The following is a 13,145-nucleotide window of genomic DNA, read 5'->3' as shown; positions in this document are numbered from 1 at the left end:
TCACGGTCAGCCGGTCACGGTCACCAGACGTGTGAACTCGACCGGCAGATCCACCCCGTCCCACACCCGGTGAAAGCTCAACGCGCCGCCCATCGGCACCATGCGGTCGACCCCGCGCCCGGCCAGCCCCCTGGCCAGCTCCTCCAGCTCGTCCCTGCCGAACCCGAAATGCGTCATCGTCTGGTCCCGCCGCTCGACCAGCGGGACCAGCTCGGCCAGCCCGCCGAGCCTGGCGTGCGCGAACGTCCCGGCCCCCAGCCACCGCCGGGGCGCGGCGGCCGGGTCGGTCAGCGTCACGCTGGCCAGCGCGTTGCCCCGGAACTCGATCCGCTCGGCCACCCCGTCGACGGCCAGCCCGTAGGTGGCGACCCGCTTCTCCACGGCCATCGCCGCGTCCACCGTCCACCCCCGCCCGGCCACCACCCGCTCCACGTGATCGGTGAAGTCGCCCCTGGCGCTGTCGCACTCGCCGTGGGTCCCCACCCAGAACACGGTCCGCGGCGACGAGCAGGCGGCCTGGTCGAACCAGTAGCCGTCGTTGACGAACCCCTCGGCCGCGCCGACCCGCGCCGCCCGCGGCGCGCCCAGCCAGGCCGCCGCCCGCACCACGGCGAACGAGGAACGGTCGGGGAAGGTCAGGTCCCTGGCGTGCGGGGCGAGCGGATGCCGCCGGATCTCCCGCACGCTGCCGTCCCCGCCCCACACCACCCGCAGGTCGCAGGCCGCCGAGAGCGCGGCGGTGACGGCGTCGGAGCGGTCGTAGGAGACGATCCGCTGCGTGGCGCCGATCACCGGGTCGGCCTCGGCCAGCGCCTCGTGCAGCGTGTCGAGGATGACCTCGGTGACCACGCCCGCGCGGGGCGAGAGGCGTACGACGTTGCGGTTGCCCATCAGGGCCGACAGGGCCCAGGAGTAGACGAAGACCGTGTCCACGTTGGCGGGCGGGATGTGGAAGACCAGGCCGCGCGGGACGCGGATGTGCGCGCCGCCGAGCGCTTCGACCGTGCGGGTCAGCTCGCTGGGCCGCAGGAAGAAGCCGAGCGATCCCAGCTCGGGATGCCGCCGCGCCGACGCCGGCCGCAGCAGCCGCCTGCCGAACGCCGCCAGGAACGCGCGCACCCGCTCGTCACCCACCAGCAGAGGCTCGCCGTCACCCAGCTGCGCCAGCAGCCCGGCCACGAGCACGGCCGTGGCGGCCGGGAACCTCACCTCCAGCGCGGGACCGTCTTCCATCAGCCCCGCCCGAACGTGTCGCCGCAACCCCGTGCCTCGGCCCGCGGCAACCTGCCGAGCACCTCGAACCGCTTGCCCGGCCAGCAGCCGTCGTCCACGCCCCGCACCACCCCGAGGTCCTCGGTCAGCAGCACGTGGCCCGGGTAGGACGTGGGCAAGGTGCTGACCACCTCGATCAGCCCCGGCTCCCCGGGCGGCGCCTCCGCCCAGGTCTCCGGATCACGAATCACGACATCAGCGAAATCGGGGCAGTAGAGCCCGTCCCCGCCGGGCCCCTCCAGGAAGATGGTCCCGATCTGCTCGACCATCCCGTAGAAGTTGTGCACCCTGCTCAGCCCGCACTCAGCGGCCAGCCGCCGCCGGAACTCGGCGTTGTCCACCGCCTGCTCGGCCAGCCGCTTCCACCCGCCGGAGTGGATCAGAACGCCATGGGCCAGGTCGGCCCCGAGGTCGCGCAGGTAGAGCCAGACCATGAAGGTGAACCCGAAGATCAGGAACCGCTCGCTGCCGTGCCGCGCCAGGAAGCACTTGACCGCCTCCGCGTCGACCCGCCCCTGCTCGTCGAGGACGAAGGTGTGGTCGCGGCCGAGGTTCATCATGCCGAGAACGCCGGCCCCGCGAGCGCTCAGGGCGGGGTCGCGCACGACGGAGCGGCTGTCGACGACCAGCATCGGCAACCGCCGCTCGCCCAGCACCACCCGCAGCGTGGCCGCCAGCATCCGCGTCTGCGCCGCCGCCGCCTCCCGGTCGAGGTGGACCCGGCTCGGCCGCTGCCCGGTGGTCCCGCTGGAGGTCAGCACCCGGAACACCCGCTCGGCGGGCACGCTGCGCAACTCGTGTGTCTTGAACAGCCGCACCGGCAACCACGGCAGGTCGGCCACGTGCTCGTAAGGGGGCGCCGCGCCGATGGCGTCGAGAATCCCCCGGTAGGGCGGGCAGGCCGCACGATGGTGCTCGGTCAGCTCCGCCAGCCGCTCCACCAGCACCGCTTCTCGCTCAGCCGCCTTCAGACCGAAAACGGTCATGTACGTGACTCCAGCGCCCGGTAGTCGACCTTGCCGGTGGCCAGCAGCGGCAGGCGGTCGATGCCCCGCACGTCGAACCCGCTCCAGTGCACCCGCAACTCGGCCCCCAGCCGCCGGGCCAGCCCCGCGCACCCGGCAGCGTTGAGCCCCTCGGCCCACACCGTCACCCGGTCGTCGCCGCTGGTGGCCGCCACCGGCCCGGTGTCGCGCAGCAGCAGCTCCACGTCGTCGAGGTTGACCCGGACACCGAAGATCTTGGCGATGCGCTTGAGCCGCCCGGTGATGTAGAGGAACCCGTCGGAGTCGAGCCGCCCGAGGTCGCCGGTGCGCAGCACCCCGCCCAGGTCGTCACCCCGTGCCAGGTCGGCGGCCGTCTCGGCGTAGCCCATCATGACGTTGGGACCGTGGTAGACGATCTCCCCGTCGTCGACGGACAGCCGCCCGCCCGGGATCGCCGGCCCGACGGAGCCGGGTTTGGCGGCCAGCAGGCCGGGGGGCAGGACGGCGATGCGGGCCGTGGCCTCCGTCTGCCCGTACATGACGTAGAACCGGTCGGCCTGCCCGGCGAACTGCGTGACCAGCTCGGGGCTCAGCCTGCCGCCGGCCTGCGTGAGCGTGGTCAGCGCCGGGTGCTCGGAGCGGTCGAAGCGCAGCCGGCGCAGCATCTCGTACTGGTAGGGGACGGCGGCCAGCGACGTGCACCGGTGAGCGTCGAGGTGGGTCCAGAACGAGCGCTCCAGCAGCCCGGCCTCCGTCAGCACCACGGTCGCGCCCGCCGCCAAATGACTGTTGAGCACCGACAGGCCGTAGCTGTAGTGCAGCGGCAGACTCGTCGGCGAGATGTCGCCGGGCCGCACCGACAGCGCCGTGACGATGGCGGTGGCGTTGGCCAGCACGGCGCGGCGGGAGAGCCGGACGAGCCGGGGATTGCCCGTCGAACCCGACGTGGCCAGCAGCACGGCCAGGTCGGGATGGGGCGCCGGCAGCTCCCGGCGCGGCGGCGGGGAGCCGTCGCTCGCGTGCGTGAACCCCAGCAGCGCGGCCGGCCGGAAACGCGCCACCAGCTCGGCCAGCGCCCCGGCGGACAGGTCGGGATCGAGCAGCGCGATCGGCCGCTCCGACCGCCAGGCGGCGAGATAGCGCAACACCGACGTGAGGTTGTTGCGCATCCCGCAGAACAGCGGCCCGGGGCGCAGCCGGCTCAGGGCCTCCGCGGCGCGGGTGACGTGGTCGGACAGCTCGTCGCCGGTGAGGCCGCCAGGCTCGCCGGCGACGACGAGCCTGGCCTGCGGGTGCGGGAACGACATCACAGCACCAGCCCGCCGTCCACCCCGATGACCTGGCCGGTGATGAAACCCGCCTCGGCGGAGAGCAGGAACGCGGCGGCGCGGGCGACGTCGTCGGCCCTGCCCAGGCGGCCGAGCGGGGTCGCCGCGATCGTGGCAGCGCGGGCCTCGTCGTCGAGCGTGGAGAGCATGTCGGTCTGGATGTAGCCGGGGGCGACGGCGTTGACCCTGATCCCGGCCGGGCCCAGCTCCTTGGCGGCGGCCAGGGTGAGGCCGAGGACCGCGGCCTTGGTGGCGGAGTAGACCGTCTGCCCGGGCCCGCCCGCGCGGCCCATGATCGAGGAGACGACGACCACGGCGGGGTCGGTGCCCCGGCGCAGCAGCCGCAGCGCGGCCTGCAGGGTGTGGGTGGCGCCCATGGCGTTGACCTCGAAGAGCCTGCTGATCGTGTCCTGGTGGACCAGGCCGAGCAGGCCGGCCGCGTGGACGCCGGCGTTGATCACGAGCGAGTCGAGCCGGCCGTGCCGCTGGTAGATCTGCCGCATCATGGCGGCGACCACCCCGGCGTCGGCCACGTCGCCGTGCACGGAGTCGGTCTGCCCGCCGGTCTCGGCCGCCACCTCGGCGGCGGCCTTCGCGGTGCGCTCCTCGCCGCGCCCGTGCAGCACCACGGCGTGGCCCGTCGCGGCCAGCCTGGTCGCGACGGCCCGCCCGATGCCCGAGGTCGAGCCCGTGACCAGCGCGACCCTGGCCTCAGACGGCGGCGGCGCCGATGCCATGCTTCTCCAGCAGCCCGGCCGCTTTCGCGAACGAGCTCATGTCGATCATCTCGTCGGTGTCGATCAGGACGGAGAACTCGTCCTCCATCGCGGCGATCAACGCCATGTGCGCCAGGGAGTCCCACTGGGGGATGGCACGGTATTCGAGGCCGTCGACGCCGGCGTCGGCGGGAAGGTTGAGCGCCATGCGGAAGACGGCCCGCAGGCGATCGAGATGACTCATGATCACTCACTCTCTGTCCTTAAGGCATGACGCAGTGTAGCGGGAATCGCGTGGCATGAGAAACCAAGGCCCCGTGCCGGGTAATGGAACCGTATAACGACGAGTGGCGCCTGTGGCGGGCTGGGAATGTCGCCAGGGACACGACAACCGTACGGGGGAAATGATGGACGAATCCAATCACTGGTACGGGCACTCTCGCATACTCGGCAGATACTGCGGCCTTCCGGACGAGGCGCCACGGCGAATCCAGGGCTTCCTTCAGCATGGATGGAACTATCTGCATGGATTTCCCCCGAATGACCATTGGTGCAGCCCTGGTTATCCCCGCTTCCTCTGGTCCGACGTGCTACGTCGCCGGGGCTGGTCGATGGGTCGCCGGGGCCAGTACCTGGTCGGGGCGCCCTGGATTTACCTGCTTTACCTCGAACCAGAGCTGGGCAAGGTACGCGAGCGCAAGGGTACGATCTGGTATCCCTTCCACGGCTGGGAGAAGTATTCCGTCAGCGGTGACCACGCCCAGCTCGCCGATGAAATCCGAAATGTCGAGACTGATCCCGTCACCGTCTGCCTTTACTGGCTGGAATTCGCGAATCCGGACATTCGGCGAGCGTACGAATCGAGGGGATTCCGGGTCATCTGTCATGGCGAGCGCGGATCCCGCTGGGAGGGAAAGGGGCGCGATTTCCTCTACAAGCAGTTGGTCCAGTTGCGGCGCCACCGCAGGGTGGCCTCCAACCGGCTCGGCAGCGCGCTGTTCTACGGCGCGTCGGTGGGCTGCGAGGTGGCCGTGTACGGAGACCCGATGCAGTACGAGGACGAGCGCCCCGAATACGGCGGCACGGCCCGCCGCCTGCGGCTCTGGCCCGAGATGCACGGCACGAGCGTCGATCCCGGGCTGGCGGCGGAGGTGGCGCGGCGCGAGCTGGGATTCGAGTATCAGGCGACACCGGAGGAGCTACAGCGAATGTTCGGATGGAAGCGGACCCGCGTGGGGGCGCCACCGCCCGGCGGGGGAGCGGCGGGACTCAAGCGGCCGGAGCGGCGGGGGAAGGCGACGGCGTCCGGGCGACCGAGCCCGCCCCTGGGAGCGAGGCCATGAACACGCGCACGAGCGAGGCCCCCGAGAACGTCCGGTTGATCGGCGGGGAGATGCTGCTGTGGTCCGACATGTCGACCATGGGGGGTGTCACGGACTGGCGGGTCGCGGCACTGGATCTGGTCAGGCGGATGATCCCGGAGAGCGGCAGGGTGCTGCTGGTCGGGCCGCATCCGCAGTTGCTGGTGGACGACGTGGTCGAGCGGGCCAGCGACCCCGCCGTGCTGCTCCGCTCCTACCCCGACGCCTGCGCGCTCGGCGAGCGGCATCCGGGGCTCGCGGTCTTCTGCGGTCGGCTGGAGGTGTTCGAGGCGGAGCAGCCGTACGACCTGGTGCTGGCGCTCGACGGCCTGCTGCGCACACACTCCGCCGAGGCCCCGGCCGCGGCCTGGATCGAGTCGCTCGACGCGCTGGCCGCGCTGGTCGCCTACGGCGGGCGGCTGGTCCTTGGAGTGCGTAACGACCTGGGCGTCGACCGCTTCCAGGAGGCGCGGCCGGCCGACCGGGAGGGCGGCGACGACCAGTGGGCGCCGCACGGCTTCGACCCCAGCTACCCCAGCGGCCCGCAGGCGCTGGATCGCGGGCTGGAGTCGGCCGGGCTGAGCGTGCGGCGCTGCTACGCGGCCTATCCCGGCCGGCAGGCGCCCCGGGCGTTGCTGTCCCGCGAGGCGCTGGCCCGCGAGCTGCCGGACGCGATCACGTTCCCGCTGAGCGCCAGGGGCGGCGACCGGATGCTGGTGGCCGACCCGCTGCGGCTGACCCGCCTGGTGTTCAGGCACCGCCTGGGCGAGCAGCTCGCCCCCCTCTGGCTGGCCATCGCCACCCGCCCGCCCCACGAGGCCGCGTACGACACCGCCCCCGACGACCTGCCGCTCGGGCTCATCGAGGAGGGCGCCTCCCTGTACGAGCTCACCCCGGCAGGCGTCAAACGGCTGCCCGACGGGGACGAGCGCCCTGTCCCGGCCGGCCGGGTGGTCGAGGAGATCCTGGTCGAGGCATGCGCCCGCGAGGACGTACGAACCGTACGCGAGCTGCTCGGCGAGCTGGCCGCCTGGCTGGAGGCGGGCGGCGACGTGTCGGCCGCGACCGACAGCCTGGTCTACGACGGCGAGCGGTTCGCGGCCATCGGCCCGGCGGCGCCCCCGGCCACGACGCCGGACCCGCGCGTCGTGCTGTGCCGGATCCTGTGGCGCTTCGCGGTCAGGCTGCAGATGGCCGGGCACCACCACCCGTGGCCCTGGCCACTGGAGGCCGACCAGCTCACGCTGACGCTGTGCGGCATGGCGGGCCGCCCGTGCGACCCCGGCGACCTCGACCTGGCCCGCAAGCTCGACGCCGAGCTGGGCCAGCCCGCCGAGCTGGCCGAGCAGCCGCCCACCTACCGCGACCTGCTGAGCTCCCGTGACCGCCTGGCCGACCAGCTCACCGCCGCGCTGGCCAGGATCTCGCGCCTGGAGACCAAGCTCTCCTACCGGGAACGCGAGCTGGTCAGGGCGAAGTCCAAACTCCGCAGGATCCAGCGCAAGGCCGCCGCCTACCGCAGAACGCTCGGATACCGCCTCTCCCGCCGCCTGGCCCGCCCCGGCAAGGTCGCCCGCCGCGTCATACGCCTGCTGTCCGGCTGACCCAACGATGGCTGCCCCAACGATGAGGAGTGCATGTGCCGGTTCTTTCGGTGATCGTCCCGTTCTACAACGTCGAGAAGTACATCGGGCCCTGCCTGGACTCCATCGCCGCCCAGACGCTGGCGGACCTGGAGGTGATCTGCGTGGACGACGGGAGCGCCGACGGCGGTCCCGACCTGGTCCTGGCCAGGCAGGCAGACGACCCCCGGATCAGCCTCGTCAGGCAGCCCAACCATGGGGTCGGCCGGGCCCGCAACGTCGGCGTGAGCCGGGCGGGGGGCCGCTATCTGGCGTTCGTGGACGGTGACGACACCGTCCCGCGCGACGCGTTCCGGCGCCTGGTGTCCTCGCTGGAGTCCAGCGGCTCCGACCTGGCCTGCGGAAACGTCATGCGCCTGCACAACAACCTGCTGGTGCCCTCGTGGGCGCACCGGCAGGCCTTCGCCCGGCCGATCGTGGCCACCCACATCACCCGCCATCCCCTGCTGATCCGCGACCGCATGTTGTGGAACAAGGTCTACCGCCGTTCCTTCTGGGACGGCCTCGGCCTGAGCTTCCCCGAGCGCATGTACGAGGACCAGCCGGTGGCCATGGCCGCCCACGTCGGAGCGCGTGCCGTGGACGTGCTGGCCAGGGTCGTCTACCACTGGCGGCAACGCGACGAGCCGGGCACCTCGATCACCCAGCGCTGCCTGGAGCCGGGCAACCTGCGCGACCGCCTGCTGTCGGTGCTGGAGACGTCGGCGCTGCTGGAGAAGGGAGCGCCCAGGCTCAAGCCGGACTTCGACCGCGACACGCTGGACATCGACATGGCCGTCGCCGTGGAGGCCGTGGCCGCGATGGGGCCGGCGGCGGACCCGGGGCTGATCGACCTGATCGTCCGCTATCTCGACGGCGTGTCGCGCGAGGCGTGGCAGAGCATCCCGTTCGAGCACCGCCTCCAGGTCCACCTGCTGCACCGGCGCCGCCTGGACGAGCTGGCCGACGCCTTCCGCCAGGCCCGCGACGGGCGGCTGCAGCCCCGGGTCAGCGCGACCGGGGTCCTGCGCAGGCGCTGGTACGGCCGCCACCCGTGGCTGCCGTCGGACCTGTCGGAGGTGTCCGACGAGCTGGGCGTGGCGGCCCGCCTGGTGAGCCTCGACTGGCGCGACGGCGTGCTCACCGGCGTGGGCCGGGTGGCCGTCGGCAGGTTCGACGTGGGCGAGCTGCGCCGGCTGCGTGTGCGCGTGTGGATGCGCGAGCGCAAGACAGGCGAGATCGTCCGGCTCTCGGCGGCGGAGACCAGGCCCACCTGGGAGAGCGTCGAGCGGGAGGGCGGAGCCCCGGTGGCGGAGCACGCGTTCCCGTTCAGGTTCGCGTTCGACCCGGCGATGCTCTCGGCCGCGCAGCTCGCCCGGCGCGGCCACTGGGACCTGTACGTCCAGCTCCGGGGGCGGGGGCTGAAGCTGGACGGCAGGGTGGCCGGGCCGCGCTGGTCGCCGCCGCTGATCCCGGCGCCGCGGCGGCGGGCGGGCGTGTGGCTGGTGCCGGTGCGCAATTTCCGCGGCGTCTGGGGACTGCGGCTGCGCACGGCCCAGGCGGTCATCGGCGAGTGCCGGGTGGATGACGGTGACCTGGTGTTCTCGGGGGAGATCTCCGACGTGGGCGACGGCGATCCGGTGCTCAGGCTGCGGCGCAGGAGCGACGGCGAGGAGATGTACTTCCCGGTGGCGCTGGCGGGCCAGGACTTCCACGCCCGCGTGCCGCTGGCCGACATCGACGAGAGCGTCGGGACCGTGTCGTGCTGGGAGGTGGTCATCGACCAGGGCAAGCCCATCAGGCCGCTGGTGCGCACCCGGCAGCGGCCGGTAGCGACCGTCGCCGACCGGCGCTTCCTCGTCGACCGGGCCGAGGACGGCTGCCTGCTGGTGGCCGAACGCCTGCCGGGCGACGGCGCCAAACGCCTGCCGGGCGTCCGCAGGAGACGCTGAGGGTCACGCCAGGATGCCGGTCAGCGTCTCCACGACCCGGTCCTGCTGGGCGTCGGACAGGGCGGGGAAGAGCGGCAGCGACAACTGCTCGGCATAGTACGCCTCCGCCAGCGGGCAGAGCCCGCGCCGGTAGCCCAGGTCCTCGAACACCGGATGCCGGTACGCGGGCAGGTAGTTGACCTGCACCCCGATCCCGGCGGCCCGCATGCGTTCGTAGACCTCGCGCCGGCGGCCGTCGCGGATCCTGACGGGATAGAGGTGCCAGCTCGGCGTCACGTACGCCCGCCTGGCCGGCAGCCCGAGCCCGGGCACGTCGCGCAGCAGCAGGTCGTAGCGTGCGACCAGCTCGGCCCGGCGCGCCCTGAACCGCTCCAGCCGGCGCAACTGGCTGAGGCCGAGCGCGCAGAGCACGTCGGGCAGCCGGTAGTTCAGCCCGAACTCGTGCACCTCCTGGTGCCAGCCGCCCTCGCCGGGGTCGCGCTGCTCGGCGGGCTCCCTGACCAGGCCGTGGTTGCGGAAGCGGGCGGCCCGCGCGTGCAGGCCGGGATCGGCCGCGGCCACCGCCCCGCCCTCGGCCGTCGTCACGGTCTTGGTCGGGAAGAACGAGAACGTCGTCAGGTCCGCCACCGCGCCCACCGGCCGGTCCTTGTAGGCCGCCCCGATCGAGTGCGCGGCGTCGCTCATGAGCCTCGCGCCGGCGCGCTCGCAGACCGCGCGCAGCTCGTCGTAGTCGGCCGGATGGCCGGCGTAGTCCACCGCCGTGACCACCCGCGTCCTGGCCGTGACCAGCGCCGCGGCGGCGCCGGGATCGAGGTTGCCGGTGTCGGGCTGCACGTCGGCGAAGCGCACCCGCGCGCCCAGCAGCGCCGCCGTGGCGGCCGTGGCCACGAACGTCAGCGGCGAGGTCACCACCTCGTCACCGGCCCGCACCCCCGCCGCCACGTAGGCCACGTGCAGCGCCGCGGTGCCCGAGGTGACCGACACGCACGGCACGCCGCCCGTCCAGCGGGACAGCTCGGCCTCGAACACGCCGACCGCGGGGCCGGTCGTGAGCCAGTCGCCGCGCAGCACCTCGGCCACCGCCTCGACGTCGGAGTCCGCGATCGACTGCCGGCCGTAGGGGAGCATCAGCCGGACACCATCTCGCGCAGCTCCTCCACCGAGAGCCACCGGTCGTTGGTGTCGGAGCGGTAGGCGAAGCCGTCCGGCATCTGCTCGCCGCCGCACGGCGGCACGTAGCCCCAGGTCGCGATGGTGGGCTGGACCACGTAGCGGTCGGCCAGGCACAGCGTCCTGCGGGCGTCGTCCGGCGCGATCATCTCCTCGTGCAGCTTCTCGCCCGGCCGGACGCCGATCTCGTAGATCGAGTTGTCCGGGGCCAGGGCCTCGGCCAGGTCGGTGATGCGCATGCTGGGGATGCGCGGCACGTAGAGCTCGCCGCCCTGCATCAGGTCGAAGGAGTCGACGACGAACCTGACGGCCTGCTCCAGCGTGATCCAGAACCTGGTCATGCGCTTGTCGGTGATCGGCAGGCTGCCGCCCTGCGCGGCCAGCCGCTGGAAGAACGGCACCACCGAGCCCCGGCTGCCGACGACGTTGCCGTAGCGGACGACGGCGAAGCGGGTCTCGTGCGCGGCGGCGTAGTGGTTGGCCGACACGAACAGCTTGTCGGCGACCAGCTTCGTGGCGCCGTACAGGTTGATCGGGCTGGAGGCCTTGTCGGTGGAGAGCGCGACCACCTTGCGCACGCCGGAGTCGATCGCGGCCTCCACGACGTTCTGTGATCCGGCGATGTTGGTGCGGACGTATTCGAACGGGTTGTACTCGGCCGTGTCCACCTGCTTGAGCGCCGCCGCGTGGACCACGTGCTCGACTCCGTGCATGGCGCGGGTCAGCCGGTCGCGGTCCCTGACGTCGCCGATGAACCAGCGCAGCCGCTCGTCGTCGTGGAAGAGTTGCCTGAGCTCGTACTGCTTGAGCTCGTCGCGGGAGAAGATCACGAGCCGCCGCACCCCGAGGGAGTCGAGCGCGTGGCGGATGAAGGACTTGCCGAAGGACCCCGTGCCGCCGGTGACGAGGATGGACGATCCACTGAGAATGCTCACGTGGCCCCCTGAGTCGCGCTTACACGCTGTAGTCGTTCAAGCAGGCGGTAGCATAGCGCGATCGTTCAATGACGCAGAGTCGCACGGGGGAATGGGGCTTTGGTGCGTATTGTCGGGATTGTTCAGGCTCGCATGGGCTCGACGCGCCTGCCGGGGAAGGTGCTGCGGGAGCTGCGCGGCCGTTCCGTGCTGGGGTGGGTGGTCCGGGCCGCGCGGGAGGCGGGCGCGCTGGACGATCTCGTGGTCGCCACCACGACGGAGGCCGCCGACGACGCCGTGGTGGCCGAGTGCCGCCGGCTCGGCGTGGCCTGGCACCGGGGGCCCGTGGACGACGTGCTGACCCGGTTCGTGCAGGCGGCGGCGGGGCGGCGGGCGCGGGCCGTGATGAGGTTCACGGCGGACTGCCCGCTGCTCGACCCCGCCGTGATCAGGGAGGCGGCGCTGGTCTTCCGCGCCGTTCCCGGGCTCGACTACCTGAGCACGAGCCTGACCCGCACGCTGCCGCGCGGGCTGGACGTGGAGATCGTGGGCCGGGCGGCGCTGGAGCGGGCCGACGCGGAGGCGACCTCCTTCCACCGCACCCACGTGACCTCCTACGTCTACGAGCATCCGGGCGACGCGCGGCTGCTCGGGCTGTCCTACCGGCCGGTCGCCGACGACCTGCGGGTCACGCTCGACACCGAGGACGACTGGCGGCTCATCTCCCGGGTGGCGGAGGAGTTCGGTGACCGGTGCGTGCCGGTCAGGACGCTGGTGGAGTGGCTGCGGGCCCGGCCCGAAGTGTGCGGGCTCAACGCCCACGTGCGGCAGAAGGCGCTGCAGGACGCGTGAGGGCGATGGCACGGGTGGGTTTCCGCTGCGACGCCGGGGTCGGCAGCGGGGTGGGCCATCTGGTGCGCTGCGTGGCGCTGGCCGAGGAGCTGCGCGGCAGGGGCGTCGAGGCGGTCTTCCTCGGCGCGGTGCACGGGTCGGAGTGGGCCAGGGCGCAGCTGCGTGAGCGCGGGTTCCCGCTGGTGGCCGCGCCCGCGTCCGCGCCGCGCCTGGCGGCACTGGCCTGCGAGCTGCGCCTGGACGCCGTGGTGCTCGACTCCTACGACCTGCCCGCGGAGACCGGGGCGGTGCTGCGGGAGGCGGGCTTCCCGGTGCTGGCGATCGTGGACGGCGACCCGCCGGGCCAGCAGGCCGACCTCTATCTGGACCAGAACCTGGGCGCCGAGCGCCGCCCCTTCTCCGGGCCTGCCCGCCGGCTGGCGGGGGCGCGTTACGTGTTGCTGCGCGACAGCGTGCGGCGGCACAGGCGGGCCCCGGATCCCGGGCCGGTGCCTCACGTGTTGTGCTTCTTCGGCGGCACCGACAGCGCCGGCGTCGCTCCCGCCTGGGCGGCGGCGCTGCTGGCCACCGGAGTGCCGTTCAGGGGGACGGTCGTCAGCCCGACGCCGTTCGCGGCGGGCGGGCCGATCGCCGTGATCCCGCCGACGGACCGGCTGCCCGAGCTCATGGCCGGCGCCGACCTCGTGGTCACCGCGGCCGGCTCGGCCGTCTGGGAGCTGCTCTACCTGGGGGTGCCCGCGGCGCTGAGCTGGGTGGCCGACAACCAGCTCGTCGGCTATCGAGAGCTGGTGGACCGGGGGGCCGCGGCCGGGCTCGGGCGGGCCGCCGACGCGCGGGCCGTGGCCCTGCTCGCCCGGCTGCTCGCCGACCCCGCCGTCCGCGAGGAGCACGGCAGGCGGGGCGGCGGCCTGGTGGACGGCCGGGGCAGGGAACGCGTCGCCGACGCCCTGCTCGCGCTGGCCCGGTCGTGAC

General features: G+C 73.0%; 12 protein-coding genes. 5 read left to right on the top strand and 7 right to left on the bottom strand.

Features of this window, described 5'->3' with window-relative positions; all coding sequences use genetic code 11:
* Positions 1-6 precede the first annotated feature (6 nt).
* Genes BLS95_RS08885 through BLS95_RS08865 form a run of 5 tightly spaced genes read right to left on the bottom strand, consistent with a single transcriptional unit; the run spans position 7 to position 4,546 of the window.
* The gene (locus tag BLS95_RS08885; protein ID WP_090930386.1) at positions 7-1,233 is read right to left on the bottom strand and encodes an acyl-CoA reductase; all 1,227 of its coding nucleotides are present in this window, start codon (positions 1,231-1,233) and stop codon (positions 7-9) included.
* A complete protein-coding gene (locus tag BLS95_RS08880; RefSeq protein WP_090930385.1) occupies positions 1,233-2,258 on the bottom strand; it encodes a LuxE/PaaK family acyltransferase in 1,026 nt (341 codons plus the stop codon). Before BLS95_RS08880 ends, BLS95_RS08885 begins: the two co-directional genes overlap by 1 nt.
* Positions 2,255-3,565, bottom strand: coding sequence for an AMP-binding protein (locus BLS95_RS08875; protein ID WP_090930384.1), 1,311 nt, complete (start codon positions 3,563-3,565; stop codon positions 2,255-2,257). Before BLS95_RS08875 ends, BLS95_RS08880 begins: the two co-directional genes overlap by 4 nt.
* On the bottom strand, positions 3,565-4,323 hold the full coding sequence (locus BLS95_RS08870; RefSeq protein ID WP_090930383.1) for an SDR family NAD(P)-dependent oxidoreductase: 759 nt from the start codon (positions 4,321-4,323) through the stop codon (positions 3,565-3,567). Before BLS95_RS08870 ends, BLS95_RS08875 begins: the two co-directional genes overlap by 1 nt.
* Positions 4,298-4,546, bottom strand: a complete 249-nt coding sequence (locus BLS95_RS08865; protein WP_090930514.1) for an acyl carrier protein — start codon at positions 4,544-4,546, stop codon at positions 4,298-4,300. Before BLS95_RS08865 ends, BLS95_RS08870 begins: the two co-directional genes overlap by 26 nt.
* 343 nt (positions 4,547-4,889) lie before the next feature.
* Between BLS95_RS08865 and BLS95_RS08860 the strand changes: the two genes are divergently transcribed.
* From BLS95_RS08860 to BLS95_RS08850, 3 genes are read left to right on the top strand one after another with little or no spacing between them, the layout of a single operon-like run.
* A complete protein-coding gene (locus tag BLS95_RS08860; protein WP_245764931.1) occupies positions 4,890-5,645 on the top strand; it encodes a hypothetical protein in 756 nt (251 codons plus the stop codon).
* A complete protein-coding gene (locus BLS95_RS08855) occupies positions 5,642-7,267 on the top strand; it encodes a class I SAM-dependent methyltransferase (RefSeq protein ID WP_090930382.1) in 1,626 nt (541 codons plus the stop codon). The genes BLS95_RS08860 and BLS95_RS08855 overlap by 4 nt, the downstream gene beginning before the upstream one ends.
* A 35-nt stretch (positions 7,268-7,302) precedes the next feature.
* Positions 7,303-9,237, top strand: coding sequence for a glycosyltransferase family 2 protein (locus BLS95_RS08850; RefSeq protein ID WP_176993088.1), 1,935 nt, complete (start codon positions 7,303-7,305; stop codon positions 9,235-9,237).
* Between the two features lie 3 nt (positions 9,238-9,240).
* On the opposite strand, the gene BLS95_RS08845 is transcribed toward BLS95_RS08850, so the two are convergent.
* Together BLS95_RS08845 and pseB are read right to left on the bottom strand one after the other, a co-directional pair.
* Positions 9,241-10,365, bottom strand: a complete 1,125-nt coding sequence (locus BLS95_RS08845) for an aminotransferase class V-fold PLP-dependent enzyme (RefSeq protein ID WP_090930380.1) — start codon at positions 10,363-10,365, stop codon at positions 9,241-9,243.
* Positions 10,365-11,342: a UDP-N-acetylglucosamine 4,6-dehydratase (inverting) gene (gene pseB, locus BLS95_RS08840; protein ID WP_090930379.1), complete on the bottom strand. Its 978-nt coding sequence runs from the start codon at positions 11,340-11,342 to the stop codon at positions 10,365-10,367. Before pseB ends, BLS95_RS08845 begins: the two co-directional genes overlap by 1 nt.
* 102 nt (positions 11,343-11,444) lie before the next feature.
* Between pseB and BLS95_RS08835 the strand changes: the two genes are divergently transcribed.
* Positions 11,445-12,173, top strand: a complete 729-nt coding sequence (locus BLS95_RS08835; RefSeq protein ID WP_281249963.1) for a cytidylyltransferase domain-containing protein — start codon at positions 11,445-11,447, stop codon at positions 12,171-12,173.
* Positions 12,170-13,144, top strand: a complete 975-nt coding sequence (locus BLS95_RS08830; RefSeq protein WP_090930377.1) for a PseG/SpsG family protein — start codon at positions 12,170-12,172, stop codon at positions 13,142-13,144. Before BLS95_RS08835 ends, BLS95_RS08830 begins: the two co-directional genes overlap by 4 nt.
* Position 13,145 lies beyond the last annotated feature (1 nt).

Origin of the sequence: Nonomuraea jiangxiensis (genome assembly GCF_900099965.1) — a bacterium.
GTDB classification, from domain to species: Bacteria; Actinomycetota; Actinomycetes; order Streptosporangiales; family Streptosporangiaceae; genus Nonomuraea; species Nonomuraea jiangxiensis.
Note: the sequence above shows the minus strand (reverse complement) of the source record. Positions and strands in the feature narration are given on the sequence as shown.